This is a genomic window from Mesorhizobium sp. B2-4-3 (assembly GCF_006442815.1).
Taxonomy (GTDB): Bacteria; Pseudomonadota; Alphaproteobacteria; order Rhizobiales; family Rhizobiaceae; genus Mesorhizobium.
Genome location: NZ_VFVL01000027.1, coordinates 22,547 through 45,221, shown reverse-complemented (window position 1 = coordinate 45,221; position 22,675 = coordinate 22,547). Strand labels below are relative to the sequence as shown.

Annotated in this window: 27 protein-coding genes; 15 read left to right on the top strand and 12 right to left on the bottom strand. The window is 64.3% G+C overall.

The window, feature by feature from the left end; genetic code table 11:
* Nucleotide 1 precedes the first annotated feature (1 nt).
* Nucleotides 2-919: a lysylphosphatidylglycerol synthase domain-containing protein gene (locus FJ956_RS22700; RefSeq protein ID WP_140679990.1), complete on the bottom strand. Its 918-nt coding sequence runs from the start codon at nucleotides 917-919 to the stop codon at nucleotides 2-4.
* 112 nt (nucleotides 920-1,031) lie between these two features.
* Nucleotides 1,032-2,642: a glycosyltransferase family 39 protein gene (locus FJ956_RS22695; RefSeq protein ID WP_140679988.1), complete on the bottom strand. Its 1,611-nt coding sequence runs from the start codon at nucleotides 2,640-2,642 to the stop codon at nucleotides 1,032-1,034.
* A 390-nt stretch (nucleotides 2,643-3,032) separates the two neighbouring features.
* Between FJ956_RS22695 and FJ956_RS22690 the strand changes: the two genes are divergently transcribed.
* Nucleotides 3,033-3,542, top strand: a complete 510-nt coding sequence (locus FJ956_RS22690; protein WP_246672132.1) for a DUF995 domain-containing protein — start codon at nucleotides 3,033-3,035, stop codon at nucleotides 3,540-3,542.
* Nucleotides 3,543-3,596: 54 nt separating this feature from the next.
* On the opposite strand, the gene galE is transcribed toward FJ956_RS22690, so the two are convergent.
* Together galE and FJ956_RS22680 are read right to left on the bottom strand one after the other, a co-directional pair.
* Nucleotides 3,597-4,724 (bottom strand): UDP-glucose 4-epimerase GalE, encoded by a 1,128-nt coding sequence (gene galE / locus FJ956_RS22685; RefSeq protein WP_140679985.1) that lies wholly within the window; start codon nucleotides 4,722-4,724, stop codon nucleotides 3,597-3,599.
* Nucleotides 4,721-5,779: a UDP-glucuronic acid decarboxylase family protein gene (locus FJ956_RS22680; protein WP_140679964.1), complete on the bottom strand. Its 1,059-nt coding sequence runs from the start codon at nucleotides 5,777-5,779 to the stop codon at nucleotides 4,721-4,723. Before FJ956_RS22680 ends, galE begins: the two co-directional genes overlap by 4 nt.
* 323 nt (nucleotides 5,780-6,102) lie before the next feature.
* On the opposite strand from FJ956_RS22680, the gene FJ956_RS30610 reads away from it, so the two are divergent.
* The gene (locus FJ956_RS30610) at nucleotides 6,103-6,276 is read left to right on the top strand and encodes a hypothetical protein (RefSeq protein WP_181170266.1); all 174 of its coding nucleotides are present in this window, start codon (nucleotides 6,103-6,105) and stop codon (nucleotides 6,274-6,276) included.
* Here the strand turns inward: FJ956_RS30610 and FJ956_RS22675 are convergent.
* Both FJ956_RS22675 and FJ956_RS22670 read right to left on the bottom strand, forming a co-directional pair.
* Nucleotides 6,273-6,626, bottom strand: coding sequence for a hypothetical protein (locus tag FJ956_RS22675; RefSeq protein ID WP_140679962.1), 354 nt, complete (start codon nucleotides 6,624-6,626; stop codon nucleotides 6,273-6,275). The two genes, FJ956_RS30610 and FJ956_RS22675, sit on opposite strands and share 4 nt — an antisense overlap.
* Before the next feature lie 278 nt (nucleotides 6,627-6,904).
* Nucleotides 6,905-7,378 carry a carboxymuconolactone decarboxylase family protein gene (locus FJ956_RS22670; protein WP_140679960.1) on the bottom strand — a complete coding sequence of 158 codons (474 nt, stop codon included), beginning with the start codon at nucleotides 7,376-7,378 and terminating at the stop codon, nucleotides 6,905-6,907.
* Nucleotides 7,379-7,513: 135 nt separating this feature from the next.
* Here FJ956_RS22670 and FJ956_RS22665 point away from each other — a divergent pair, with 135 nt between their 5' ends.
* The 3 genes from FJ956_RS22665 to FJ956_RS22655 are packed head-to-tail and all read left to right on the top strand — an operon-like array spanning nucleotide 7,514 to nucleotide 9,703.
* Nucleotides 7,514-8,134, top strand: coding sequence for a TetR/AcrR family transcriptional regulator (locus FJ956_RS22665; RefSeq protein WP_246672131.1), 621 nt, complete (start codon nucleotides 7,514-7,516; stop codon nucleotides 8,132-8,134).
* 32 nt (nucleotides 8,135-8,166) lie between these two features.
* A complete protein-coding gene (locus tag FJ956_RS22660; RefSeq protein ID WP_140679955.1) occupies nucleotides 8,167-8,796 on the top strand; it encodes a hypothetical protein in 630 nt (209 codons plus the stop codon).
* Nucleotides 8,797-8,854: 58 nt separating this feature from the next.
* On the top strand, nucleotides 8,855-9,703 hold the full coding sequence (locus FJ956_RS22655) for a 23S rRNA (adenine(2030)-N(6))-methyltransferase RlmJ (RefSeq protein WP_140679952.1): 849 nt from the start codon (nucleotides 8,855-8,857) through the stop codon (nucleotides 9,701-9,703).
* Between the two features lie 15 nt (nucleotides 9,704-9,718).
* On the opposite strand, the gene FJ956_RS22650 is transcribed toward FJ956_RS22655, so the two are convergent.
* Nucleotides 9,719-10,522: a helix-turn-helix domain-containing protein gene (locus FJ956_RS22650; RefSeq protein WP_246672130.1), complete on the bottom strand. Its 804-nt coding sequence runs from the start codon at nucleotides 10,520-10,522 to the stop codon at nucleotides 9,719-9,721.
* A gap of 133 nt (nucleotides 10,523-10,655) precedes the next feature.
* Between FJ956_RS22650 and FJ956_RS22645 the strand changes: the two genes are divergently transcribed.
* The 3 genes from FJ956_RS22645 to FJ956_RS22635 all read left to right on the top strand — a co-directional run bounded on the left by FJ956_RS22645 (nucleotide 10,656) and on the right by FJ956_RS22635 (nucleotide 12,093).
* Complete coding sequence (locus FJ956_RS22645) at nucleotides 10,656-11,078, top strand: VOC family protein (protein WP_140679950.1); 423 nt, start codon at nucleotides 10,656-10,658, stop codon at nucleotides 11,076-11,078.
* 34 nt (nucleotides 11,079-11,112) lie between these two features.
* Nucleotides 11,113-11,475, top strand: a complete 363-nt coding sequence (locus FJ956_RS22640; RefSeq protein ID WP_140679948.1) for a DoxX family protein — start codon at nucleotides 11,113-11,115, stop codon at nucleotides 11,473-11,475.
* A 165-nt stretch (nucleotides 11,476-11,640) separates the two neighbouring features.
* Nucleotides 11,641-12,093: a hypothetical protein gene (locus FJ956_RS22635; RefSeq protein WP_140679946.1), complete on the top strand. Its 453-nt coding sequence runs from the start codon at nucleotides 11,641-11,643 to the stop codon at nucleotides 12,091-12,093.
* A gap of 211 nt (nucleotides 12,094-12,304) precedes the next feature.
* Here the strand turns inward: FJ956_RS22635 and FJ956_RS22625 are convergent, their stop codons facing one another.
* The 3 genes from FJ956_RS22625 to FJ956_RS22615 all read right to left on the bottom strand — a co-directional run bounded on the left by FJ956_RS22625 (nucleotide 12,305) and on the right by FJ956_RS22615 (nucleotide 14,700).
* Entirely contained in the window at nucleotides 12,305-13,564 is a 1,260-nt protein-coding gene (locus FJ956_RS22625) for an RNA polymerase sigma factor (protein WP_140679944.1), read from the bottom strand.
* Nucleotides 13,561-13,965, bottom strand: coding sequence for a YciI family protein (locus FJ956_RS22620; protein ID WP_140679941.1), 405 nt, complete (start codon nucleotides 13,963-13,965; stop codon nucleotides 13,561-13,563). Before FJ956_RS22620 ends, FJ956_RS22625 begins: the two co-directional genes overlap by 4 nt.
* 144 nt (nucleotides 13,966-14,109) lie before the next feature.
* Nucleotides 14,110-14,700, bottom strand: a complete 591-nt coding sequence (locus tag FJ956_RS22615) for a TetR/AcrR family transcriptional regulator (protein WP_140680075.1) — start codon at nucleotides 14,698-14,700, stop codon at nucleotides 14,110-14,112.
* 102 nt (nucleotides 14,701-14,802) lie between these two features.
* Between FJ956_RS22615 and FJ956_RS22610 the strand changes: the two genes are divergently transcribed.
* Together FJ956_RS22610 and FJ956_RS30605 are read left to right on the top strand one after the other, a co-directional pair.
* A complete protein-coding gene (locus tag FJ956_RS22610) occupies nucleotides 14,803-15,333 on the top strand; it encodes a DinB family protein (protein ID WP_140679938.1) in 531 nt (176 codons plus the stop codon).
* Between the two features lie 411 nt (nucleotides 15,334-15,744).
* Nucleotides 15,745-16,119 (top strand): hypothetical protein, encoded by a 375-nt coding sequence (locus FJ956_RS30605; protein WP_181170264.1) that lies wholly within the window; start codon nucleotides 15,745-15,747, stop codon nucleotides 16,117-16,119.
* 108 nt (nucleotides 16,120-16,227) lie between these two features.
* Here the strand turns inward: FJ956_RS30605 and FJ956_RS30725 are convergent, their stop codons facing one another.
* Nucleotides 16,228-16,377, bottom strand: a complete 150-nt coding sequence (locus FJ956_RS30725; RefSeq protein ID WP_210243611.1) for a hypothetical protein — start codon at nucleotides 16,375-16,377, stop codon at nucleotides 16,228-16,230.
* A 14-nt stretch (nucleotides 16,378-16,391) separates the two neighbouring features.
* On the opposite strand from FJ956_RS30725, the gene FJ956_RS22600 reads away from it, so the two are divergent.
* Both FJ956_RS22600 and FJ956_RS22595 read left to right on the top strand, forming a co-directional pair.
* On the top strand, nucleotides 16,392-16,988 hold the full coding sequence (locus FJ956_RS22600; protein ID WP_140679934.1) for a glutathione S-transferase family protein: 597 nt from the start codon (nucleotides 16,392-16,394) through the stop codon (nucleotides 16,986-16,988).
* 267 nt (nucleotides 16,989-17,255) lie between these two features.
* Nucleotides 17,256-17,633 carry a TfoX/Sxy family protein gene (locus FJ956_RS22595; protein ID WP_140679932.1) on the top strand — a complete coding sequence of 126 codons (378 nt, stop codon included), beginning with the start codon at nucleotides 17,256-17,258 and terminating at the stop codon, nucleotides 17,631-17,633.
* 82 nt (nucleotides 17,634-17,715) lie between these two features.
* Here the strand turns inward: FJ956_RS22595 and FJ956_RS22590 are convergent, their stop codons facing one another.
* Nucleotides 17,716-18,363 (bottom strand): outer membrane protein, encoded by a 648-nt coding sequence (locus FJ956_RS22590; protein WP_140679930.1) that lies wholly within the window; start codon nucleotides 18,361-18,363, stop codon nucleotides 17,716-17,718.
* 411 nt (nucleotides 18,364-18,774) lie between these two features.
* Between FJ956_RS22590 and FJ956_RS22585 the strand changes: the two genes are divergently transcribed.
* The 3 genes from FJ956_RS22585 (at nucleotide 18,775) to pgsA (ending at nucleotide 22,674) form a co-directional block, all read left to right on the top strand.
* Nucleotides 18,775-19,539 carry an SDR family oxidoreductase gene (locus FJ956_RS22585; protein ID WP_140679928.1) on the top strand — a complete coding sequence of 255 codons (765 nt, stop codon included), beginning with the start codon at nucleotides 18,775-18,777 and terminating at the stop codon, nucleotides 19,537-19,539.
* Nucleotides 19,536-21,623, top strand: a complete 2,088-nt coding sequence (uvrC, locus tag FJ956_RS22580) for an excinuclease ABC subunit UvrC (protein WP_140679925.1) — start codon at nucleotides 19,536-19,538, stop codon at nucleotides 21,621-21,623. Before FJ956_RS22585 ends, uvrC begins: the two co-directional genes overlap by 4 nt.
* 454 nt (nucleotides 21,624-22,077) lie before the next feature.
* Nucleotides 22,078-22,674 carry a CDP-diacylglycerol--glycerol-3-phosphate 3-phosphatidyltransferase gene (pgsA, locus tag FJ956_RS22575; protein ID WP_040984724.1) on the top strand — a complete coding sequence of 199 codons (597 nt, stop codon included), beginning with the start codon at nucleotides 22,078-22,080 and terminating at the stop codon, nucleotides 22,672-22,674.
* Nucleotide 22,675: the final 1 nt, after the last annotated feature.

Genomic DNA, 22,675 nt, shown 5'->3' with positions numbered 1-22,675 from the left:
GTCATTTCCTTGCCGGTCCCGCCGCCGGGCTTTCCGGCAGCGTCGCTTTCGAGGGGAACAGCCAGGCGATCGCACCGGTTGCGACCGCCGAGCAGAGGATGAAGAGATGCAGCGCGAGCGCCGCCTGCAGGCCGTCCTTCATGGCGATGCCGGAATAGAGCAATGCGGCTGCGGCGCCCGCTTCATAGGTGCCGAAACCGGCGACGCCCTGCACAGGCAGGATGGCGGCTGCCTCCGCGCCGACGGCGCCGGGAAAGGCGGTCTGGAACGAGGTGTTGAGCAGCATGGCGAGCAGCCATCCCTGCACGCCGAGTTTCAGCGCCCAGTTGGCGATCGTCCACCACCAGCCATAGCGTGAGCGTCCCGTCGCTTCGGTGAAGATATCGCGCAATTTGCCGAGCTTCGAGACGATCCTGCCGCCAGTGGTCCAGTTATGCGGCGCGCGCGCCCAGCGCGGCAGGTACCATGCGGCGGCGATCAGCGCCGCGATGCCGGCGGCCCTCAGCGCCGGATGCACGCCCGGCCAGACCAGGCAGGCAAGCACGCCGACGACGAAAGCGTCCTGCAGCCGAAACCATAGAAGCGAAGCGCTGGCGCGCACGATCGAGACGCCGAACACCTGGCGCAAGAGGATCGGGAAGGCCGTCTCGCCGCCGCGGAACGGCACGATGTTGATCATCGCATTGTGGATCAGGATGATGCGAAGCACGGCGCCGAAGCGGCCATTCACATCGTCGCGGAACTCGTCGCAGACGCGCAGCGCCCTGAGCACATAGGTGACGAACAGCGCCGCCGCCACCGCCGCGAAGGCGCCGGGCGTGATGGAGGCGAAGGCATCGCCCACCATCTTCCAGCGCTGGTCGCTGGCAAGCCATGCCAGCAGCGCCAGGGTGACGATTATCGATATTGCTCGCTTCAACCAATTCTCCGATGGCGTCCGCCGCGTTGGTGCGGCTGCGTCCGGTGGTTCCGAAGCTCCGCGGCTTCCCAGCGCATCGCTTCAGCCGGCCGGTAACCTCCGGCTGGTTCCTTCACGGGCGGGTGATCCTATAGACCAGCAGCTTATCCGAATCCACAAGCTTGGTTGCGGTCTTGTCGAGATAGTCGATCACTCCGTCATGGTGCTGGACGAACAGCCGGTCCTGATTGTCGGCAGCCTCCTTGGCGGTGCCGAAATAGTCCGCGCCCTGGGCGCGCAATTCCTCGAGCTGCGCGATCGCGGTGGTGTCGTCCTCGACGAATTTCGACCATTCGACGTCGCCGCCGCCAGGCGGGAACACCCAGCCGCGCGCACGGCTGTAGTAGACAGCGACGGGATCGCCGACCGCCGGCGCGATGGCGACCACAAGCTCGCCCGGCTTGACGATGCGCGCCAGCTCCTCGCCAAGCAGCTTGCCATTCAGGGCGGTCGGGTTCTTCATCGTCTTGAGAAGTGGAAAGGTCGACAGCGTCAGCGCAAGCGCGGCGATGAGCATGGAGCGCAGCGCGGCGGCTGGGGACAGGACGGTGCCGGTGCCGAGCGTCGCCAGCACCAGCGCGCCGCGACCGCAGAACATCGCCAGCGGCACGTGGAAGATGTGATAGTTCCATGGATTGTTGGTGATCTCCCGCGCCGCCGCGACATAGACGACCGCCGCCGCGGCAAGCCAGACATAGGCAACGGCGCAAAGCGCTCTCTCGCCGGTTCCGGCGGGCTTCGGCGGCATCCAGAAGCCGATGGCGATAAGCGCCATGAACGGATAGCCGTAGAACCACCAGACCGACGTGTTCCAGACGGATTTGAGGTAAAAACTGTTCTTGAAGAATGTCCAGAAGCCGGAATCCCAAATGTAGCCGGAGCCGGCGACGTGGTATGGCGGGTAGCTGCGACCGAGATAGATGGCCCAGCCGAAATAGGCGGCGATGACCGCCAGGCTGATAAGCCCGCTGACAAGCACACGCGCCGCCTGCCGGTAACGCCGTTCCAGGATCCAGCAGACCATCAGGTAGAAGATGACGGCGCCGGCGGCGAGCCCCGGCGGCTTCGCCAGCGCGCCGAGCGTGAAGCTCGCCGTGGCCGCCGGCAGCAGCCAAGGCTTGCCGCCGACCCAGTATTTCGCAAACAGCCATACGCCGAGCGTCACCAGTGCCAGCATCGAGGGATCGGGCAGGAACGAACTGTCGATCATCACCGCACCCGGCATCAGCGCGTAGGCAAGCGCGGCCGCATGCGCATGCGCCTCGTCCCAGCAGAGCGCGGTCAGCCTGTGCAGCGAAAACACCGTCACCATGCTGAACAGGGCGGCGACCATGCGGCCGAACCAGTCGTGCCAGCCGAAGAGCTGGTAGAGCAGTGCGGCGATATAGCTGACGATCTGGAATTCCCGACCCTGGTAGCTCGGCCCGGGGCCGGTCCAGCTCACCTCGGGGAAGAAGATGTTCCAGCTGCGCTGCTGGAAATTGTCGGCCATCATCGCCGTGCTCGTTTCGCGCCAGCTGAAGGCGTCGACCAGCGGCTGGGTGATGTCGTGAAAACGGGCGATGGCGGCGACGATCAGGATCGCCAGCAAAATCAGGGAATGGACATGGGCGACGCGGACGGCCGGGTGCTGGCCGGCGAATGCTGCGTCCTGAATTGCGGTCGTTTCCGCGTCGCCTGTCATCTGGAACCCCCTCCCATCGAAGCTATTTGGCACAGCGCAATTGCCAAACAGTGTCACGGTATCACAAGATTATAATATCCGTGATTAACTAAGGGCTTGTAGCGCCGACTTAGACTTGGATTCTGTTGACATCGCGCCGTGCGCGGCTGTTAAATGGTTCAAGGGTGCTGATCGCGCCGCCATCAGGTCCACTGGGCTCGGGCATCGTGACGGATCGCGGAAAGCCCGGAGAAACTCTTCCAAATCATGATTCCTCGACCCGACCATCTCAGGGTCGAGAGGGGGGTTGATATGCGAGCGCACATCGGAACGACGGCTGAAACCACGTTGCCATGCAAACCAGGTTCGACTGAACCTGGCGGGAGCGGCCGACCTCTCAAGTTCGTTTGGATGCTTCCGCTCCTGGTCGTCTGTGGCCAGCTTGCTTTTTGCGGCATCGCCGACGCGACCACGGCGAAGAACAATGCGCCTGTCGAGGCGTCTGCCAAGCCCGACATCGCTCCGACGGCTTTCGAGTTGCAACTGCTCTACGCTGATCGCACTTGGAACTGGGAAAATGGCGCGGCCTATTTCGGGATGGACCGACGCATCAAGGCATGGACGGCTGGAAAGGACTCACCCGCGGTCGCCGAGGGCCGGTGGCTGGTGACCGAAACCGGCAAGATGTGCATGGAACTTGCCTGGAGGTCCAAGACCTACACCACCAAGCCGCGACGCACCTGCTACAGCCATCGCGTCGAGAATGGCAATATCGAGCAGCGCAAGGATCCGGACGGCGTCTGGTACGATTTCAAGCATGCCAAGGACGATCCTGCCGACGAGCACCGGAAGTTCGAGGCGGGCAACACCAAGGGTCCTCAGTTCGATCAGGCCCGCAAGCTCATCGACATCAGGAGCTAGGCATCGCGCCGGGTAAGCCCGGCAACTCCAAAATGGTGGCTCGCTGAGACGGCCTTAGCCGAACTCAGCGAGCCCACGCCCCGACACATTACTCACAGGGCCGACCGCCGGCCTTGCGGGCCGACGTTTCTGATTGACGTTCGCGCCACGCGGCGCGCGCAATGCGCGCGGCATGGCGGCCAAAGCGCCGGAATTGAGCGAGGCCGGGCCGAGCCCGAAGAAGGGGGCGGCCGTCCTGACGATGGTGTCGATGTCTGAAAGTTGCGCCACAAAGCCCAGCCGTTCGCGGGCAAGGCTGGGGTCGGCGAAAAGCCCTGCCGGATCGCCAGGGCGGCGCGCCTTGTACATGACCGGGACCGGCCGCGACGTGATCCGCTCGACCGCCTCCATGATCTGCCTGATCGAGACCCCGCGGCCGGTGCCAAGGTTGACCGCAAGGCTTTCGCCGCCGGCCTCGAGATGCAGCAGGGCCTTGAGATGCGCCCGGGCGAGATCGCTGACATGGACGTAGTCGCGCACGCAGGTGCCGTCCGCGGTCTCGTAGTCGGTGCCGAAGACCTCGATCGCATCGATCATGCCGGACGCCGCCATCAATACCCTGGGGATGAGATGGGTTTCCGGCGTGTGCCATTCGCCAAGCTCGCCGTCGGGGTCGGCGCCGCAGGCGTTGAAGTAGCGCAGGATTGCGTATTTCGTGCCATAGGCCGAGGCATGGTCCCTGACGATCTGCTCGCCCATCAGCTTGGTGCGGCCGTAAGGGCTGATCGGGTTCTGAGCCGAGGTCTCGCGCACGGGCAGCGTCTCGGGCATGCCATAGGTCGCGCAACTGGAGGAGAAGATGATGTTGCCGATGCCGTTCGCCCGTGCCGCCTCGAGCACGGCGATCGTGCCGGCGACATTGACCGAATAATAGTCCGCGGGATCGCTGACCGACTCGCCGACATAGGCAAGCGCTGCGAAATGGATGACCGCCTGCGGCCGGTGGATGGCGATGGCTCGCTCGAGCGCGTCGCGGTCGCGGATATCGCCGACCACCAGCGGACCCCAGGCCACCGTCTTCTCGTTGCCGCGGCTGAGATTGTCGTAGACCACGGGCAGATAGCCGGCCGCCGCCAGCTGCTTGCAGGTGTGGCTGCCGATGAAGCCTGCGCCGCCCGTCACCAGGATGGGGCGGGCACTCATAGCGCCAAAGCCTCGCCGGAGGACAGATGGCCGCCCTGTGAGGCCCCGGGCTGCCGGCGGCCCAGCAGGGCTTCGAAATAGCTGGCGGTATAGGCCAGCCCCTCGCTCAGTGCGACCTTTGGTTCCCAGCCGAGCTGTTGCTCGGCGAAGGTGATATCGGGCCTGCGCTGCCGGGGATCATCGACCGGTAACGGCCTGTGCACGATCCGCGAGCGGGAATTGGTGCAGTCGAGGACGAGCTCGGCCAGTTCCATGACGGTGAACTCGCCGGGGTTTCCGAGATTGACCGGATGTTTCGGCGCCGCCGGCGACCGCATCAGCCGAACAAACCCTTCGATGAGGTCGTCGACATAGCAGAAAGAGCGCGTCTGCGTGCCGCTGCCATAGACGGTGATATCGTCTCCGCGCAGCGCCTGGACGATGAAGTTGGACACCACGCGTCCGTCATCGGGCTGCATGCGCGGCCCATAGGTGTTGAAAATGCGCGCGACCCGGATATCGAGGCCGTAAGTTCTCGAATAGTCGAAGAACAGCGTTTCGGCCGAGCGCTTGCCCTCGTCGTAGCAGGCGCGCGGGCCATGCGTGTTGACGTTGCCGAAATAGCCTTCAGGCTGCGGATGCACCAGCGGATCGCCGTAGACCTCGGAGGTCGAAGCCTGGAATATCTTGGCGTTGTGGCGCCGTGCGAGTTCCAGAAGGTTGATCGCCCCGAGCACGCTTGTCTTGAATGTGTGGATAGGATCGGCCTGATAGTGGGGCGGGGAAGCTGGGCAGGCGAGGTTGTAGATCTCGTCGACGGCGAAATCCATCGGCAAGGTATCGACAATGTCATGGCTGATGCAGGTGAAAGAGGCGTCGCGCGCGACGCCGGCTAGATTGTATCTTTTGCCGGTGTGGAAATTGTCCAGCGCGATGACTTCATAGCCGTCCGCAAGCAGCCGCTCGCACAAATGAGAGCCCAGGAATCCCGCTCCGCCCGCGACCAGAGCCCGGCCACGATCGATCGTCTTTCGACCCGACCGTACCGGTTTCAGAACTTTGATGACCCTATTCATGGCAACCTCGTACGCACACACGCTACCGTTCCGGGACGGGCCTTGCCCGACCAGGTCACAAAGGCGATTCCTCCGCATATGCAGAACCGCCTGCACTGATGTGCGTCGTAATTTTCTGAGTTCGCGGGGCCTGTTGCTTTACGGCTTATCTCTGCCGCCTAAGCGTCTCTTGCGCCCCTAAGTTGCGATCCACGAGTCGGTTGCCACCACCGCAGACTGCTCGCCCAAATTGCACACCCAACACATACAAAGATATACCTGTGTCGAGGGTAGTCAACTAAATTAGCGTTTCATTAACCTCACACCTTGGCGAGCGGTTAACCATGAAGGCGCCCACCCGGCTTGTCGGCGGCGAGAAGCTGCTCCCGGACCGCTTTGTAACCGGTGCCGCGTTCATCGAATTGCGGGAGCATGCTGGAGAAACCTTCGGCGTCAGCCTTCAGGCCTCGAAGCAACGCCAGCAAGACGCCAGGTCGAGGTTGCCGCGTCGTGTCTAGATGTTCTCGGCGAGCGCTCCGGCACTTCTGGCAAAGCAATGCGATTGCTGTCCAAAGCCGCTCGGGCCGCAGATAAAAGAAGCGTTCCCAAGATAAGGATTTACCCTTATCACCGGAGCCGTGCGAGACAGGTTCCTTGTCTGGGTGGGTCGGCTTGGCTTCAAGTCGATCAAGGCGGCGTTGCCGCTTTGCGATACGCTGAATGAAGTCGACTGGCCAAAGTTGAAGTATTGGCAACCGGAAGTTACCAACAACGTACCAAAAACAAAAAGACGGGGCAGGGCCTTGATCGGCATGCGAAAATTGTTGTTGGGGCAGGGCCGGCTAAAGCCGCGATAAGCCATGAGCATGAAGTGGTATCCCCTCAAGCGCGCGGCGCTTATGTTCGAATCATTGATCAGCCACCCACCCAACTCATTATGGCAAAGCTGATTAATTTAGCGATAGCTGTTTGAACGCTTCCACGGATTTTTCTGTCGCCGCAAGAGGGCGGGACGGCTCGAGGAGCGGGCACGCCGCCGCCGGCCCGATGACGATCGAGCGGAGGGCGGCTGGCTGGCCGCGAGCAAAAAAATGGCCCGCGTGGCCGCGGACCATTTGTCGCCTTCGGTGTCTGGTGCCTGCCGCTTTACTGCCCGCCCATCTCCTTCTTGAACTGCTCGAAGTCGACCTGCATGCCGTTGAAGATGGTGCTCCAGTGGCGGGTCAGCGCCGACATGGCGACGGCCTCCTGGATCTCCTCGTCGGTGGCGCCGGCGTGCTTGGCGTTCTCGGTGTCCGACCAGATACAGTAGCTGCACGGGATCTGCGCCGCGACCGCCAGCGAGATCAGCGACTTCTCCTTCGGCGTCAGCGCCGTCTTGTCGCTGAGCTCGATAGCCTTGACCTCGGCCCACGCGCCGGGCAGACCGGCCTTCGGGAACTGTTTCACGAAGCTCGGCACGCCGCCCATCGTCGACTGGATGTCCTTGAGGGCGGCGTCGTAGTCATCGGCGCGGGTCGGCGCGGACGCGAGCACGGCGGCAAACACGCTCGCGGCGGCGATGAGCGAGGCGGAACGAAGGCAGGAATGCACGGTTGAGACGATGTGAATGACTGACATGATGTTCTCCTCTGGTTTTTGTTAGCCTTACGTTGTAAGGTACATGGAAGATGAACCTTACAGTGTAAGTTGTCAAGCGACGCCATGGACGCACCGAGCAAAAAAAGGCGACCCCGCGGAAAGCTCTCCCGCGAGATGATCGAGGACGCCGCCTTCGAGGTGATCGAGCGGGAAGGGCTTTCCGGCTTTTCGATGCGCAAGCTCGCCGCCAGGCTGGGCTGCGAGGCGATGAGCATCTACCACCACTTCCCCTCGCAGGCGCATCTGTACGAGGCGCTGGTCGACCGGCAGATGAGCGGGCTTGTCATCCCTGACGACAGCCTGCCGTGGCGCGAGCGGGCGCGCGTCGGCATGCAGGAGTTCCGCCGCGTCGCCACCGAGCACCCCGCCTTCGCGCCCTTCATCGTCGTCTACCGCATGAACTCGCCGCCCTGCCTTGCCAAGCTCAATGCCATCATCGGCCTGTTCGAGGATGGCGGCTTCGGCCCCGAGCTCAGCGCCCGCCTGTTCCGCGCCGCAAGCTACTATCTGATGGGCGCGATCCTCGACGAGACGGCCGGCTACGCCAAGGGGCCTTCGGCGGTCACCACCGTCAGCGACGAGGAACTGGCGCGCGACTATCCGAGCGTCATGAAAGCCGGCGCCTATTTCGGCGCCGGCGGCTTCGACAAAACTTTCGAGCTTGGCCTGGAAATGTTTCTGGACGAGATGGAGCGGGTCCGCGAAGCTGCCCGAAACGAACCTGCCAAAAAATAGCGGCGATCTCGCCCAGAAAACCAAGGCTCTGAATGCGCTTCCTCTGTGTCCTTCTCCTCATCGTCGGTGCCGCCATCGGCATCTTCTATCCCTGGGCGATGAGCAATTTTTCCGGCCATGCGATCGGCACTTACCGCGTCTATGAGGGCGGCCGCTTCCGGCCGGTCACCGTGCAACTCGCCGCAAGCGACGCGCCGGTGAGGGTGCTGGTCGACTTGACCGCGCGGGCCGAGCGCGTCGCGGGCCAGCAGCGCACGGTGCTGACGCTGACCGCGGCGAACGGCGGCCGCACGGCGCTGGCGTCGGCGCTCTCCTTCAACCACACCGACAATCCGCGCCAGGCGAGCCCGCAGCTGCCCGACAAGATCTTTCGCGACGAGGGCGGCGTCATCGATAGGGTCACGCCCGGTCCTTATGTGTTCACCGTCGGCCCCGGCGATGCCGACGGTATCGACATGCGCGCGGTCGATCTCATCCTGCGCGCCGGCACCGGCTCGATCGACGAACGCGCGCAGCCGGCCGGCTATACGCTGATGGGCGTCGGCCTTGCCGGGCTGGCGCTGTCGCTGGTCTTCGGGCGCCGCGGTGGCGGCAGTCCGCAAAATCCCAATTCGCAGCCGCCACCGCCACGCTGGGGCCGCAACGGTTCGCCACGAGCATGATGCCGAAAAGTGTTAAGCGGTTTTCGGTCGACATCATGCTCTCCAGAGGCAGGCGCGCATGAACTATCGCCACGCCTACCACGCCGGTAATTTCGCCGATGTCGTCAAGCATGCCGTGCTCGCGCGCCTCGTCGAATACCTCAAGCAGAAGGACAAGGCTTTTCGCGTCGTCGACACCCATGCCGGCATCGGCCGCTACGATCTTGCCTCGGTCGAGGCAGGCAAGACCGGCGAGTGGCAGGGCGGCATCGGCCGGCTGGCCGGGGCCACGCTCGAGCCGCAAGCGGCGGCACTGCTTCAGCCCTATCTGGAAGCGGTGCGCGCGCAAAATCCCGACGGCGGCCTCAAGCACTATCCCGGCTCGCCGCTGATTGTGCGCCATCTCCTGCGCAACCAGGACCGGCTGACGGCGATCGAACTGCACTCCGAGGATGCCGCGCGGCTGAAATCCGTCTTCACCGGCGATTTCCAGGCAAGGGTGATCGAGCTCGACGGCTGGCTGGCGCTCGGCGCGCAACTGCCGCCGAAGGAAAAGCGCGGCCTCGTCCTCATCGATCCGCCTTTCGAGGAGGAGGGCGAGTTCTCCCGCCTCGTCGACGGCGTGCTGAAGGCGCACCGGCGCTGGCCGGGCGGCATCTATGCGCTCTGGTACCCGATCAAGGATCGCAGGGCGGTGACCGCTTTCCGCGCGGCGCTGAGGGAGACCGGCATTCCAAAACTGCTCGACATTGCCTTCGATATCCGGCCTGCCTCGGACGAGCCCAGCCTCGACGGCAGCGGGATGGTGGTGGTCAATCCGCCCTACACGCTGGAAGGCGAATTGAAGGTGCTGTTGCCCGCCCTCCACAAGGCGCTCGCAGTCCGGCAGCCGTCGCGCTGGTCGCTGGAGTGGCTGGCGGGCGAGTAGGGCGCTCGCGTTCCCTTAGGCCAAAGCCGAGGGCGTCACACCGGTCAGCCGCCGGCTTTCGCGGATAAGATGCGCCTGGTCGGCATAGCCGGCCTCGATGGCGAGCAGCGCGGTCGAGGCTTCGCCCTGCTGCCGTTGCAGGCGCCGGAAGCGGTGGAAGCGCAGGATGCGGTCGAGCGTCTTCGGGCCATAGCCGAACGCGTCCTCGAAGCGGCGTCGCAGCGTCCGCTCGCTCATATGCAGCTGGCGCTGCAGGAATGGAACCAAGGGCGTTTCCGGCGGCAGGCCCTCGTCGAGGACACCAAAGGCCCGGCCCATCAGCGGGTCGATCGCATCGCGGCCCTCGGTGCGCATGCCGACCGTCTCTTCCAACTGCCGCAGCATGGCCGGCAGATCGGTCGCAGCCTTGATGCGATCCGACAGTTCGCGGGCGCGCGTGCCCCATAACTCCTGGAGGTCCAGCCGCCCGCCGACGATCTCGCCGGCCGGCACGCCGAGCCAGCCGGCGGCCGCGCCCGGCCGGAAGCGGAAGCCGACGATCACCGCGCCGGCGGCAGGCGTCTCGATTTGCGGCTCCCTGTCCGGCCCGGCAACACGGAAGCGGCCGTCGATCCATTGCAGGTCGATCGTGGCGTCAGGCGTGATGACGATGGGCGGAGCGGCGCGCTCGTCCATGCGGTGGACCCAGATCGCACAGAAGGCATCGGCCAGGCCTTTGGCGGCGGGCCGTTCCCGAAAGAAGCCGGTTGTCTGCGCCAGGACCGGTTCCATCTCTTCTCCGATCTGCTCCGGCGGATGCCGGATCGGTGCGACGGTCATTTTGGCCGAAATCTTCAAGGCCGGCCACTTCATCCATGGCACAACAGACGCAGCCTGATGGCGCCCATCGGCGCGTTTGCCAACCAGATCCGATTTCGGATGTTGGTTTCGAATATAGAAAGGAGTGAGAGAAATGAAAGCTCGCATCACCGTGTTGACGCTCGGCGTCGACGATCTGGAGGCCTCGCTCAAATTCTATCGCGACGGCCTCGGCCTGCCGACCGAAGGCATCATCGGCCGTGAATTCGAACATGGCGCCGTCGCCTTCTTCGAGCTCGCCGGCGGCCTGAAATTCGCGATCTACGAACGCGCCAGCATCGCCTGGGATGCCACGGTGCCGCAGAGCGGTCGCAGCCCGACCGAGCTCACCATCGGCCACAATGTCGGCAGCGAGGCCGAGGTCGACGCCGTGATGGCCGAGGCCGTCAAGGCCGGCGCGCGCGTGGTCAAGCCGGCGCAGAAAACCTTCTGGGGCGGCTATGCCGGTTATTTCCAGGACCCCGACGATCACCTGTGGGAGGTCGTCCACAACCCGGCCTTCGTTCCTGAGGACTGAGCGGAGCGAAGCAGATCATCGAGAGGAGACCGCCATGCTTGTTCAAATCGCTCAAGCGCTTGGCGCTCTCCTCATCGGTGGCGTGTTCGTCTTCGCCGGCATCGAGCATTTCCTGAAATTCGGGGCGATGCGCGACTATCTGGCCGCGCAGAAATTTCCGGCTCCGGCCTTGATGCTGGCCGCCGGTTCGGCGGTCGAGATCATTGCGGGTTTCCTGCTTGCCGTTGGCATGGCCCGGCCCTTCGCCGCGGGCGCGCTCGTCATCTTCACGCTGGCGACGAACGCGATGCTGCTGCGTTTCTGGGCGAGCCGGGAGCCGGAGCGCCAGGTGCTGCGCAATGCGTTCCTGATCAACATCGCGGTCGTCGGCGGGCTGCTGCTTGCCGGCACGTTTTAGGCTGTATGGAGATTAAGGCGATGCCGGTATGACCTGAATCTCCATATAACCCAGTTAGCTGGTGAAGTCTGGAGCGAAGTTTTGCGGAAACCATTGTTTTCGCGACCGCTTGACCGCCGCCGAGCGCTCCCGCACAGTGCGTGCAACCGACCTTGAGAGGCTGTCATGACTCGCTTCGCCCATTCCGCTCTTGCCGCGCTGGTTGCGCTGTCCACTCCGTTGGCCGCTCCGCTGGGCTTCACCCAGGCGGCGCAGGCCGCCGACCTTTCCGTCTACAGCGGCGACGATGGCAGCGTCTGCGGCGAAAGCTGGGTGCTGAGCAAGATCACCGACCGCTTCTCCTACCAAGTGCATCATGTGCCGCATCTGCCGGATGTCGCGATCACAGATTTCCGCAACATCCGCCAGCATCGCTACGAGCCGGCGAGCGACGAATGGCCGATCGGCCGCCACTATTGCCGCGCCACCGTCAACCTGTCGGACGGCCGCGACCGCTCGATCTTCTACCTGATCGAGGAAGGCCAGGGCTTTGCCTCGATCGGCGACAATGTCGAATTCTGCGTCTCGGGCTTCGACCGCTGGCTGGTTTATAACGGCCGCTGCCGCGTGCTTAGGTAATTGATGCTGGCTGATAGGCAGTTGAGGTAGGCGCTCTACGTCGCCCCCCTCTGGCCTACCGGCCATCTCCCCCACGAGGGGGGAGATTAGTCGCTTCGGCGTCCAGCTCATTCTGCAGCGTTGGTGGTAGGCGAAAGCCGGCGTGAAATCTGATCTCCCCCCTTGTGGGGGAGATGTCCGGCAGGACAGAGGGGGGCGCTGTCCCGCCGACCTATCCCGAGTTGGCTTCCCCACCGCCAGCCCTGGCAAACAGCAGCGCGCGCTCCCGCTCATTTGCTGTCAGCTCGGCGGCGCGGCGGAATTCGGCGCGGGCCTCTTCCGTCCGTCCGAGCCTGGCCAGAAGGTCGCCGCGCACCGTGGGCAAGAGATGCGTACCTTTCAGCCGCGGTTCGTCCAGCAGCGCATCGGCGATGGCCAGCCCCTGCGCCGGTCCGAACGCCATGCCGGCGGCGACCGCCCGATTGACTTCGACGATGGGCGAGGGCGCCGCCAGCGCGAGCGCCTGGTAATAGGCGGCAATGGCGATCCAGTCGGTGTCGGCCGCGCTCACCGCGCGGGCATGGCAGGCGGCGATCATCGCCTGCAGCTGATAGGGACCTGGCGTCGGCGTGAGCGCCATCGCGCGTTTCAATCGGTCGAGGCCGCGTCGGATCAGCGACCAGTCCCAGCGGCCGCGGTCCTGGTCGAAGAGCAGGATCGGATTGCCGGCTCCGTCGGTGCGGGCGCCGAAGCGCGAGGCGCCGAGTTCCATCAGCGACAGCAGTCCGATCGCCTCCGGTTCCTCCGGCATCAGCGCCACCAGCAGGCGGCCGAGGCGCAGTGCCTCGTTGCCGAGATCGGCGCGCAGCCAGTCCGGTCCGGAGGACGTGACATAGCCTTCGTTGAAGATCAGGTAGATCACCTCCAGCACAGCAGTCAGGCGCTCGCGCCGCTCTTGCCCGCGCGGCGTCTCGAACGCGATGCCGGCGTCGCGCAATGTCCGCTTGGCGCGCACGATCCGCTGGGCGACCGTGGCCTCGGGCACCAGGAAGGCGCGCGCGATCTCCGGCGTCGACAGTCCGCCCAGCATCCTGAGCGCAAGCGCCGCGCGCTGCTCTGCCGGCAGCACCGGATGGCAAGAGGTGAAGATCAGTCGCAACAGATCGTCGTCGATATCCTCGTCGAGCGCCGCCTCGATGTCGGGCATCGCGCGCTCCAGCTCGGCGAGATCGACGGCCAGCTGCCGATGCTTGCCGTCGATCAGCACGGTGCGGCGCAGCCGGTCGAGCGCCCGGTTCATGGCGACCCTGGTCAGCCAGGCGGCCGGGTTGTGCGGAATGCCGTCGCGGGGCCAGCGCTCCAGCGCCTCCACAAAGGCATCCTGCACCACCTCCTCGGCCAGCCCGACATCGCGCAGGGTGCGGGTGAGCCTGGCGGCGAGTTTCGGCTGCTCGATCCGCCAGACCGCTTCGATCGTTGCAGTCGCGGTCAATCCTTGAGCTCGTCGAATCCGTCGGCGACCTTCTGGACGTCCTCGGGAAAATCGTTCATCTCGAAAACGCGCCGGACCTCGATGACGTCGTTTTCCCCCGCGGGGCAGCGGCGTGCCCATTCGATGGCTTCCTCGCGCGAGCGCACGTCGATCACCCAATAGCCGCCGAGCACTTCCTTGACCTCGGCGAACGGGCCGTCGGTGACGGCTGGTTTGCCGCCCTTGAAGGAAACCCGTGCGCCCGATGACGGCGGATGCAGCCCGTCGAGCGCAAGCAGCACGCCGGCCCGCTTCAGCTCTTCATTGTATTTCATCATCGTCGCCACGGCCTCGGCCTCGGGCCTGACGTCGGGAGCCGCGGTCGCGTAGCCGCCGGGGATCATCAGCATCATGAAACGCATCTTTGTGTTCCTTCGGTTTGCAGGTTGCGATGATACGACGAACGGCGATCGGTGGAATCGACAGCGATGCGAATTTAATTGCGACGCCGGCAACCGAGGAGGCGCGGGCACGCGGCCGGCGCCAGCCTCTCAACCGTCGCTGCCTCAGGCTGCCCTGCCGCCCGATACGTAAGCCTCGATCAGCTCGACCAATTGCCTCTGCAATTCCGGCGCGTCGAGCATGTTGCGCCGTGCCGCGTTGTGGATCACGCCCTCGATCGCCGAGGAGAGCACGCGCGCCATCGTCTCGGTATCCTTGCGGCGCTTGCGGTACTGCGCGACGGCCGCCGCGTAATGCTCGAGATAGCGCGTCTGGAACGAGGCATGCGCGGCACGCGAGCCGCGGTCGCCGGGCGCCTCGTCGAGCAGCACCTGGTGCAGCGTCGGATGGATCGAGTGCGCGCCGATCATGCCGCGCACCAGCTCGCGCGCGAATTGCCTGAGCGGCTTCTCGTCGGCCGCCGCTTCGCGAATCACCGACAGCACATGATCGAAGTGACGGCGCCGGATCGCTTCGACCAGAGCGAGCTTGTCGGGGAAATATTGATAGAGCGAGCCGATGCTGACGCCTGCGGCCTCTGCCACCTTGTTGGTGGAAAAGCCCGCCCAACCGAGCTCGCTCAAAACGCGAGCACCGGCTTCGATAATCGCCTCGACGGTGGCGATCGAACGCGCCTGGCGCGGCTGCTTGCGCATGCGTGCGGCCGGCTTTGCAATGCGAGTAGACATCCTGGCACGTCTCCCGAGAATATAAACAGGATACTCACATTCTTTTCACCAACGCAAATGGACCGGAACATGAGCGCCAAGACCTTGCTGAAGAGCCTGCTTGTCTATCAAGCCTGGGCGAATGATGAGCTCGTGGGAAAGCTCGCGGGGATGGATCCGTCCCGCGACCCCGAGGAGCGGCGCGCCGCGATCCGCCTGATGAACCATATCCATGTCGTGTCGCGGATTTTTGCCGCGCATCTGAAGGGCGTCGCCCATGGCTATGCGAGCGACAATACCCCGGATACGCCCGAACCGCGCGCGTTGCGCGTCGCCTTGGCCGAGATCGACGGCTGGTATCTCGACTATCTTGAAACCGTTGCAGAGCAAGAGCTTGCCGACCCGGTCGCCTTCACCTTCACCGACGGCGACAGGGGTTGCATGACGAGGCAGGAGATGCTGACCCATGTCGTCTTGCACGGCAGCTACCATCGCGGCGAGATCGGCCGCAAGCTGGCCAGGATCGCGCTCTCGCCGCCCTGGGACACCTACGCCGTCCATCTGCACCGGGTCGAGCCGGCGCGCCGCCTGCAGCACGGACGCCAACCGGCGAGCACTTGATTGTCGCGCCTGAATATGAGCCTTAAGCTCACTTTAAAGCGCTCAAGCTTTGGTCGTCGCGCATGGCCGGTTCATCTGTAGATGTTTCTGCTGGACAAGATGAAGTCGACGTCCGACGGCCTCTTGTCTATTATGAGCACTCCGCTCACATTGTGATGAAAGGTTATGCCGCCGGTCGATGGAGGATCGGGCGATAGAAGCCGCGCGAAAATCTGTGGCCCGGGCCGTCACTTCGAAAGTGACAGATTCGCTCACAATTTTTCAATGAGATGCATCTTCGAGCGTTTCGTGTAACCAAAATTCAATAACTGAAAATCATTGTGTTGCTTCGCTGGCTAGACAGTCGCGAGTCAGATATGCATAGACATGCCGGGTCACTCACGACCATCGGCAAAACGCAAGGGGCATCGCATGGCAAAGACGACAACCAAGGCGCCGGCGGCGAAAGCGCCGGCAAAGAAGCCGGCAGCTAAGGCTGCCGCGAAACCTGCAGCAGTGAAGAAGGCAGCGGCCAAGCCCGCCGCCAAGGCTCCGGCCAAGGCAGCGGCGAGGCCGGCAGCGAAAGCTGCGGCTAAGCCCGCCGCCAAGAAGCCGGTAGCGAAGGCAGCGGCCAAGCCGGCCGTCAAGGCAGCGGCAAAGCCGGCGGCCAAGCCCGCCGCCAAGAAGCCGGCAGCGAAGGCAGCAGCCAAGCCCGCCGCCAAGGCTCCGATGAAGGCAGCCGCCGCCAAGGCACCGGCAGCAGTGAAGAAGGCAGCTCCGGCCAAGAAGCCGGCCGCCAAGAAGTAATCGCGTAAGCTTCGCTCGCGAACCGCAACAGGTGAGGGCGGGTGCCACCTTGGCACCCCTCTCGCCAATTCGGTGCCACAGCGAGCGGAGTCGGAGCGGACGCTCCTCCTAAAAGCTCTCGGAAATCTTGCCGCCAGGCAAAACTTCCGGGAGCTTTTTCTTTGGGGTGCCCGCGCCGACAAGATGCATTGGCCAATCCGGATTGCCCGGCTGGCCGTTGCCCTTCGGATCCCGATCGGTCAACAGTGCCGTAAACAACTGGGAACCCGATCATGCCGACACTGCTCTACGCTTCCACGTCGCCCTATAGTTCGAAGGTCCGCATGGCGGCCGCCTATGCCGGCATCGCGATCGACCTCGTGCCGGTCAAGACGGAGGACAAGCCCGCCGAGCTGATCTCGGCCAATCCGCTCGGCAAGATCCCGGTGCTGGTGCTGGAGGACGGCCGCTCCATCCATGACAGCCGCGCCATCACCCAGCATCTCAACCGGCTGTCGAAGAACGCGCTGTTCCCGCGCAATCCCGACAAGCGGCTCGAGGCGGAAGTTCTCGAGGCGCTGGCCGACGGCATCTGCGACTGCGCCCTGTCGATGGTCTATGAGCGCCGCACGCGGCCGGAGACGATGGTCTACCAGCCCTGGCTCGACCGTCAGTGGACGAAGATCGCCACCGCGCTCGACCTCATCAACGCCAATCCGCCGAAACTGCCGAAGAAGATCACCGCCGGCCACATGGCACTGCGCGCCGCCCTCGGCTATCTCGCGCTGCGTTTCGGCGGCCAATGGGAGAAGGGCCGCAGCCGGCTCGTACGCTGGGCGGCGAGGTTTGACGAGAAGTTCCCGGAGCTGAAGGCAAGCGTGCCCGGGTAGATACAGCCAATCTCCCCCCTTGTGGGGGAGATGCCCGGCAGGGCAGAGGGGGGCGCTGTCCCGCCGGCGTCTCAGTCTTTGCCAAGCATGTGCTGCCATCAGAACAAAGATCGGGCCACCTCGAAAGTTGGCGTTCCTTCGCGCCCCCTTTGGCCTACCGGCCATCTCCCCCACGTGGGGGGAGATTGGCAGCTTCGGCCTTGCGCCCGCCTTGAACCCCGCCCGCTTCCATGCTTGCTTGGCATCACCCAAGTCGGAGTGGTGAGCATGGCAAAGCCCTCAACCGGCGCCGCGCCGGACCCGATGGTCGCGCGCCTGCGCGCCGCCCTCGGTCGACGCGCCTTCACCGAGCAGAAGATGTTCGGCGGCACCTGTTTCATGATCAACGGCAACATGCTGATCGGCACCTCGAAGCGCGGGCTTCTGGTACGCGTCGGCAAGGGCGCGCATGCGGCCGCCGCGGCACTTCCTCATGCAAGCACGATGGAAATGGGTGGTCGCTCGATGGAAGGCTATATCCGCGTCGCGACCGAAGGGACGGCAGCCGACGCCGATCTTGCCGGTTGGCTCGACCGTGCATTGGCTTTCGTCGAGACGCTGCCGGCGAAGCGAAACCGCCGAAGCGGTCGAAATGAGGACGACTGAGGAGCTCGCCGCCTTCTGCCATCCGCGGACACAAAAAAACCGGGCGCAAGGCCCGGCTTTTCCGTGTCGTGGCTTTTACGACTTAGAACTTCATACCGACGCCGAACGTGACGCGGTTGTCCGAAGACTTGACCTTGCCCGTGTCGCCGAAGTTCTTGCTGCCGTAGTCGGTGTAGCGGTATTCGACACGGCCGAACACGTTGTCCGTGATCTTGATGTCGGTACCGGCGCCGGCGGTCCAGCCGAGCATGGCCTTGCTGTCGTTCACGCCGGTGAAGCTGTCGTCGATCTTCTGGTTCTTCGCAGCCAGACCGCCCGTGCCGTAGAGCAGGATTTCCGGGGTCACGGCATAGCCGAGGCGAGCGCGCAGCGAGCCTTCGATGCCGGTCTTGGCCGAAAGGCCATCATCCGAGCCCTTGGTGCCATTGTAGCCGAGGTCGGCTTCAGCACCGTAGACGAAGTTCTCCTGCTGCCAGTTGTAGCCGCCGAAAACGCCACCGATGAAGCCCTTGGTCTTGGCGTCGGCGCCCGGGGCCTTCACATGGCCGCCGAAGCCGTAGCCGAGATTGATACCGGCATAGGGGCCGGCCCAGGAAGCAACCGGAAGCTCGGCAACCGGGGCGGGAGCCGGCGGCTCCTCGGAAACGACGTCGGCCGCGAAGGCGGTACCACCAAGGGCGAACAGCCCGAGCGCAGCGGCGAGCGGCGCGAATTTGAGATTGGTCTTCATTATTATACTCCTTAAGCCACAAGACACTTAGGCTTGTTTGTTCATGAAACGCCCCGGCCCGTCCGGGGGGATAAACGAGCTTGGCGTTCAACGGTTCCAAATGTCGTGCTGAAATGCGGCTGAAGCGAACCTGAACTTGGGTCATTCCCCGGCGCGAATGAGGCCGAAAGGTGACGTTGCATCTTCGCAACAGCGAATGTCAGCAGGCTAAATATGTTGCGCTGCACACCGCTTGGTTCAAGGGGGCCGGCGACATATATTGCCGGGAACGGTGCCCCGAATCCGGCGGGGCGGACACGCGTCCGGGCCGCTTCGCCACATTCCTGCCCCAGGTGGAAATGGCATTTAACGCTTGGCCCGTCATATTGTGCCGGCTTCCCGGAATCGTGAAGCCGATTGAGGATTGACACCATGAGACAAGCCACGGCCGTCGCGCTGGTGACGGGTGGAGCAAGACGGATCGGCAAGGCGATCGTCGAGGACCTTGCCGCCAATGGCTTCGCCGTCGCGATCCATGCCAACCGGTCAAGCGACGAGGCCGAGGCGCTGGCGGAGAAGATCGCGGGCGAGGGCGGCCGCGCCGCCGTGATCGCCGCCGACCTCACCGACATGGAAGCCGTGGCCGGCCTTGTCGGCCGCGCGCAAGCGATGCTCGGACCTGTCACGCTGCTGGTCAACAACGCTTCCCTGTTCGTCGACGATCGTGTCGAGGATTTCGACTGGCAGGCCTGGGATCGCCACTTCGCCATCCATGTGAAGGCACCGGCGCTTCTGGCGCAGACCTTTGCCCGTGCCCTGCCCGAAGGCGAAGAGGGGCTGATCGTCAACATCATCGATCAGCGCGTCTGGAGGCCGACGCCACGCTATTTCTCCTATGCGCTGTCGAAATCGGCGCTCTGGACGCAGACCGAGATGCTGGCCCAGGCGCTCGGGCCGCGCATTCGCGTCAACGCCATAGGTCCTGGCCCGACGCTGAAGAACAAGCGACAGGACGACGATGATTTCGACAAACAGGTTGACGGCCTCATCCTGAAGCGCGGCCCGCAATTGCCCGAATTCGGTGCCACGATCCGCTATCTCTGGCAGGCGCGCTCGGTGACCGGCCAGATGATCGCGCTCGACGGCGGCCAGCATCTTGCGTGGCAGACGCCCGATGTGACAGGCATGGTGGAATGAGTCCCGCAGCCCAAAGACATAAGAGAAACGGCGGCGCCGCCGACGATCTGCCGCCCGATGTCGATCTCGACATCGAGGACGAGGCGGCGGAGGAGATCGTCGAGCCGGAGTCGATCCCGACCGGGCCTGACGTCGCCTTCACGGCCATAGACTGGACGCCACATGCCGGCGACGCCGACGGCATGGTCGGCGCAGAGGTGATCCAGACCCTGGTCAAGCGGTTGCCCAACCAGCCCGGCGTCTATCGCATGATGAACGCCGCCGGCGACGTTCTCTATGTCGGCAAGGCGCGCAGCCTGAAGAAGCGCGTCACCAATTACGCGCAGGGGCGCTTCCACACCGCCCGCATCGGTCGCATGGTTCGCGAGACGGCGACGATGGAATTCGTCGTCACCCGCACCGAGATCGAGGCGCTGCTGTTGGAGGCCAACCTCATCAAGCGGCTCAGGCCCCGCTTCAACGTGCTGATGCGGGACGACAAATCGTTCCCCTACATCCTGCTCACCGGCGACCATGTCTCGCCTGGCATCTACAAGCATCGCGGCGCGCGCTCGCGCAAGGGCGACTATTTCGGCCCTTTCGCCTCGGCCGGCGCAGTCGGGCGCACCATCAATTCGCTGCAGCGCGCCTTCCTGCTTCGAAGCTGCACCAACTCCTTCTACGAGAACCGCACAAGGCCGTGCCTCCTTTACCAGATCAAGCGCTGCGCCGGGCCTTGCACCGGCGAGATCTCGCATCAGGGCTATGCCGAGCTGGTCGAGGAAGCGAAGGATTTCCTTTCCGGCCGCAGCCAGAAGGTGAAGACCGAAATCTCGGCCGCCATGCAGCAGGCCTCGGAAAAGCTCGATTTCGAGCGCGCCGCCATCTACCGCGACCGCCTTGCCGCGCTCTCGCATGTGCAGGCGCATCAGGGGATCAACCCGCAGACGGTGGAAGAGGCCGACGTCTTCGCCATCCACCAGGAGGGCGGCCAGACCTGCATCCAGGTGTTCTTCTTCCGCACCGGCCAGAACTGGGGCAACCGAGCCTATTTCCCCAAGGCCGATCCGGCGCTGGAGCCGGCGGAGGTGCTGGGCTCGTTCCTGGCGCAATTCTATGACGACAAAGTGCCGGCGCGCGCGCTGCTTCTGTCGCAGACCACGCAGGAACAGGAACTGCTCGCGGAGGCGCTATCGACCCATGCCGGCCGCAAGATATCCATCTCGGTGCCGCAGCGCGGCGAGAAGAAGGACCTGACAGACCACGCGCTGCAGAACGCGCGCGAGGCGCTCGGCCGCAGGCTGGCCGAGACGTCGACCCAGGCGCGCCTGCTCAAGGGTTTTGCCGAGACCTTCGGCCTGGAAAAACCGCCGGTGCGCGTCGAGGTCTACGACAACTCGCACATCATGGGTACCAACGCGGTCGGCGCCATGGTCGTCGCCGGGCCGGAGGGGTTCGTGAAGAACCAGTACCGGAAATTCAACATTCGCTCGACCGAGATCACGCCGGGCGACGATTTCGGCATGATGCGCGAAGTGATGCAGCGGCGCTTTTCGCGGCTGCTCAAGGAACATGGCGATGAGCAGCCCGGCCCGGCCGTCGAGGACGAAACCGGCGAGGAGGATCTGGTCGCCGGCAATGGCGGCTTCCCGGCCTGGCCGGACGTCATCCTGATCGACGGCGGCCAGGGCCAGATGACGGCGGTGCGCCAGATCCTCGCCGATCTCGGCGTCGAGGACCGGGTGGTGGCCATCGGCATCGCCAAGGGCCCGGACCGCGACGCCGGCCGCGAGCGCTTCTTCGTCAAGGGCAGGGACTCCTTCATGCTGCCGGTGCGCGATCCGGTGCTCTATTTCGTCCAGCGCCTGCGCGACGAGGTGCACCGCTTCGCCATCGGCTCGCACCGGGCACGGCGCAAGAAGGAGATGGTGAAAAGCCCGCTCGACGAGATCGCGGGCATCGGCCCCGGCCGCAAGCGCGCGCTGCTCCACGCCTTCGGCACCGCCAAGGCGGTCAGCCGCGCCGCGGTCGAGGACCTGGTCAAGGTCGACGGCATTTCCGAGCATGTGGCGAAGCTGGTCTACAATCATTTTCACGAGAGCTGAGGGGCTAGGGCCGAGCACAGAGGTTGAAGAGGTTGTCTAGGTGGCGAGGTAAGAGGAGTCGCGACGCTTGTCGCGGTCGTCATTCTAGGGCGGAGCAAGGAGCGCAGCGACGCGGCGCAGACCCTAGAATCCATTCCGTGACGTCAAGGCATTGATCCCGTTGCAGAATTCTGCTCCCTTGCACTCCTCGCGCAAGGTCATGGCATGGATCCTCGGGTCTGCGCGTTCGCTTCGCTCCCGCTCCGCCCGTGGATGACGAAGCTGCGTGGGCTTCGCCAATCGCCAACGTTGCAGGAAATGACGATATCGAAGCTGCCGATGCTCCGTCCCCGAGAGAGGCGCCTTTCACCGACGTTCACGCCTTTTTTCCCTGTCCAATCGAATCTCGCCTGTTGACCCCCTACATTGGCTTCTGATTTGAGTAGGTCTGGCGGAGGAGATTTCCCGAGACGACATGGCACAACGCGCGTTCAACCTGCCGAACATCCTCACCTATGCCCGCATCGTCGCGGTGCCGCTGGTCGTGCTGTGCTTCTTTCTCGAAGGGCATCTGAAGTCGTCCGACTTCGCCCGCTGGTCGGCGTTGGTCATTTTCCTGCTGGCCTCCATCACCGATTACTTTGACGGCTATTTCGCGCGCGCCTGGCAGCAGACCTCCAACATCGGCAAGATGCTGGACCCTATCGCCGACAAATTGCTGGTCGCCACCTGCCTGCTCCTGCTTGCCGCCGACACCGACCGCCATGGCGGCATCGCCGGCTGGTCGCTGTGGGCGGCGATCATCATCCTGTGCCGCGAGATCCTGGTTTCGGGCCTGCGCGAATATCTGGCTGCCCTGAAAGTGTCGGTGCCGGTGACCCAGCTCGCCAAGTGGAAAACCACGATCCAGATGGTCGCCATCGCTTTCCTGCTGGTCGGCCCGGCCGGCGACAAGATCTTTCCGCTGACCACCCAGATCGGCCTGGTGCTCTTGTGGGTCGCGGCGCTCGTCACGCTCTACACCGGCTACGACTATTTCCGCGCCGGCCTCAAGCACATAATGGACGAGTGAA

What these genes read in the sequence shown, in the direction of transcription:
- FJ956_RS22650 (WP_246672130.1), bottom strand. Translation starts at nt 10,522, where the DNA reads ATGACCGTCGCACCGATCCGGCATCCGCCGGAGCAGATCGGAGAAGAG.
- FJ956_RS22670 (WP_140679960.1), bottom strand. Translation starts at nt 7,378, where the DNA reads ATGTCAGTCATTCACATCGTCTCAACCGTGCATTCCTGCCTTCGTTCC.
- FJ956_RS22680 (WP_140679964.1), bottom strand. Translation starts at nt 5,779, where the DNA reads ATGAATAGGGTCATCAAAGTTCTGAAACCGGTACGGTCGGGTCGAAAG.
- FJ956_RS30610 (WP_181170266.1), top strand. Translation starts at nt 6,103, where the DNA reads ATGAAGGCGCCCACCCGGCTTGTCGGCGGCGAGAAGCTGCTCCCGGAC.
- FJ956_RS22695 (WP_140679988.1), bottom strand. Translation starts at nt 2,642, where the DNA reads ATGACAGGCGACGCGGAAACGACCGCAATTCAGGACGCAGCATTCGCC.
- FJ956_RS22660 (WP_140679955.1), top strand. Translation starts at nt 8,167, where the DNA reads ATGCGCTTCCTCTGTGTCCTTCTCCTCATCGTCGGTGCCGCCATCGGC.
- FJ956_RS22590 (WP_140679930.1), bottom strand. Translation starts at nt 18,363, where the DNA reads ATGAAGACCAATCTCAAATTCGCGCCGCTCGCCGCTGCGCTCGGGCTG.
- FJ956_RS22665 (WP_246672131.1), top strand. Translation starts at nt 7,514, where the DNA reads ATGATCGAGGACGCCGCCTTCGAGGTGATCGAGCGGGAAGGGCTTTCC.
- FJ956_RS22635 (WP_140679946.1), top strand. Translation starts at nt 11,641, where the DNA reads ATGACTCGCTTCGCCCATTCCGCTCTTGCCGCGCTGGTTGCGCTGTCC.
- galE (WP_140679985.1), bottom strand. Translation starts at nt 4,724, where the DNA reads ATGAGTGCCCGCCCCATCCTGGTGACGGGCGGCGCAGGCTTCATCGGC.
- FJ956_RS22690 (WP_246672132.1), top strand. Translation starts at nt 3,033, where the DNA reads ATGCTTCCGCTCCTGGTCGTCTGTGGCCAGCTTGCTTTTTGCGGCATC.
- FJ956_RS22640 (WP_140679948.1), top strand. Translation starts at nt 11,113, where the DNA reads ATGCTTGTTCAAATCGCTCAAGCGCTTGGCGCTCTCCTCATCGGTGGC.
- pgsA (WP_040984724.1), top strand. Translation starts at nt 22,078, where the DNA reads ATGGCACAACGCGCGTTCAACCTGCCGAACATCCTCACCTATGCCCGC.
- uvrC (WP_140679925.1), top strand. Translation starts at nt 19,536, where the DNA reads ATGAGTCCCGCAGCCCAAAGACATAAGAGAAACGGCGGCGCCGCCGAC.
- FJ956_RS30605 (WP_181170264.1), top strand. Translation starts at nt 15,745, where the DNA reads ATGGCAAAGACGACAACCAAGGCGCCGGCGGCGAAAGCGCCGGCAAAG.
- FJ956_RS22675 (WP_140679962.1), bottom strand. Translation starts at nt 6,626, where the DNA reads ATGCTCATGGCTTATCGCGGCTTTAGCCGGCCCTGCCCCAACAACAAT.
- FJ956_RS22610 (WP_140679938.1), top strand. Translation starts at nt 14,803, where the DNA reads ATGAGCGCCAAGACCTTGCTGAAGAGCCTGCTTGTCTATCAAGCCTGG.
- FJ956_RS22600 (WP_140679934.1), top strand. Translation starts at nt 16,392, where the DNA reads ATGCCGACACTGCTCTACGCTTCCACGTCGCCCTATAGTTCGAAGGTC.
- FJ956_RS22620 (WP_140679941.1), bottom strand. Translation starts at nt 13,965, where the DNA reads ATGCGTTTCATGATGCTGATGATCCCCGGCGGCTACGCGACCGCGGCT.
- FJ956_RS22615 (WP_140680075.1), bottom strand. Translation starts at nt 14,700, where the DNA reads ATGCGCAAGCAGCCGCGCCAGGCGCGTTCGATCGCCACCGTCGAGGCG.
- FJ956_RS22645 (WP_140679950.1), top strand. Translation starts at nt 10,656, where the DNA reads ATGAAAGCTCGCATCACCGTGTTGACGCTCGGCGTCGACGATCTGGAG.
- FJ956_RS22655 (WP_140679952.1), top strand. Translation starts at nt 8,855, where the DNA reads ATGAACTATCGCCACGCCTACCACGCCGGTAATTTCGCCGATGTCGTC.
- FJ956_RS22585 (WP_140679928.1), top strand. Translation starts at nt 18,775, where the DNA reads ATGAGACAAGCCACGGCCGTCGCGCTGGTGACGGGTGGAGCAAGACGG.
- FJ956_RS22595 (WP_140679932.1), top strand. Translation starts at nt 17,256, where the DNA reads ATGGCAAAGCCCTCAACCGGCGCCGCGCCGGACCCGATGGTCGCGCGC.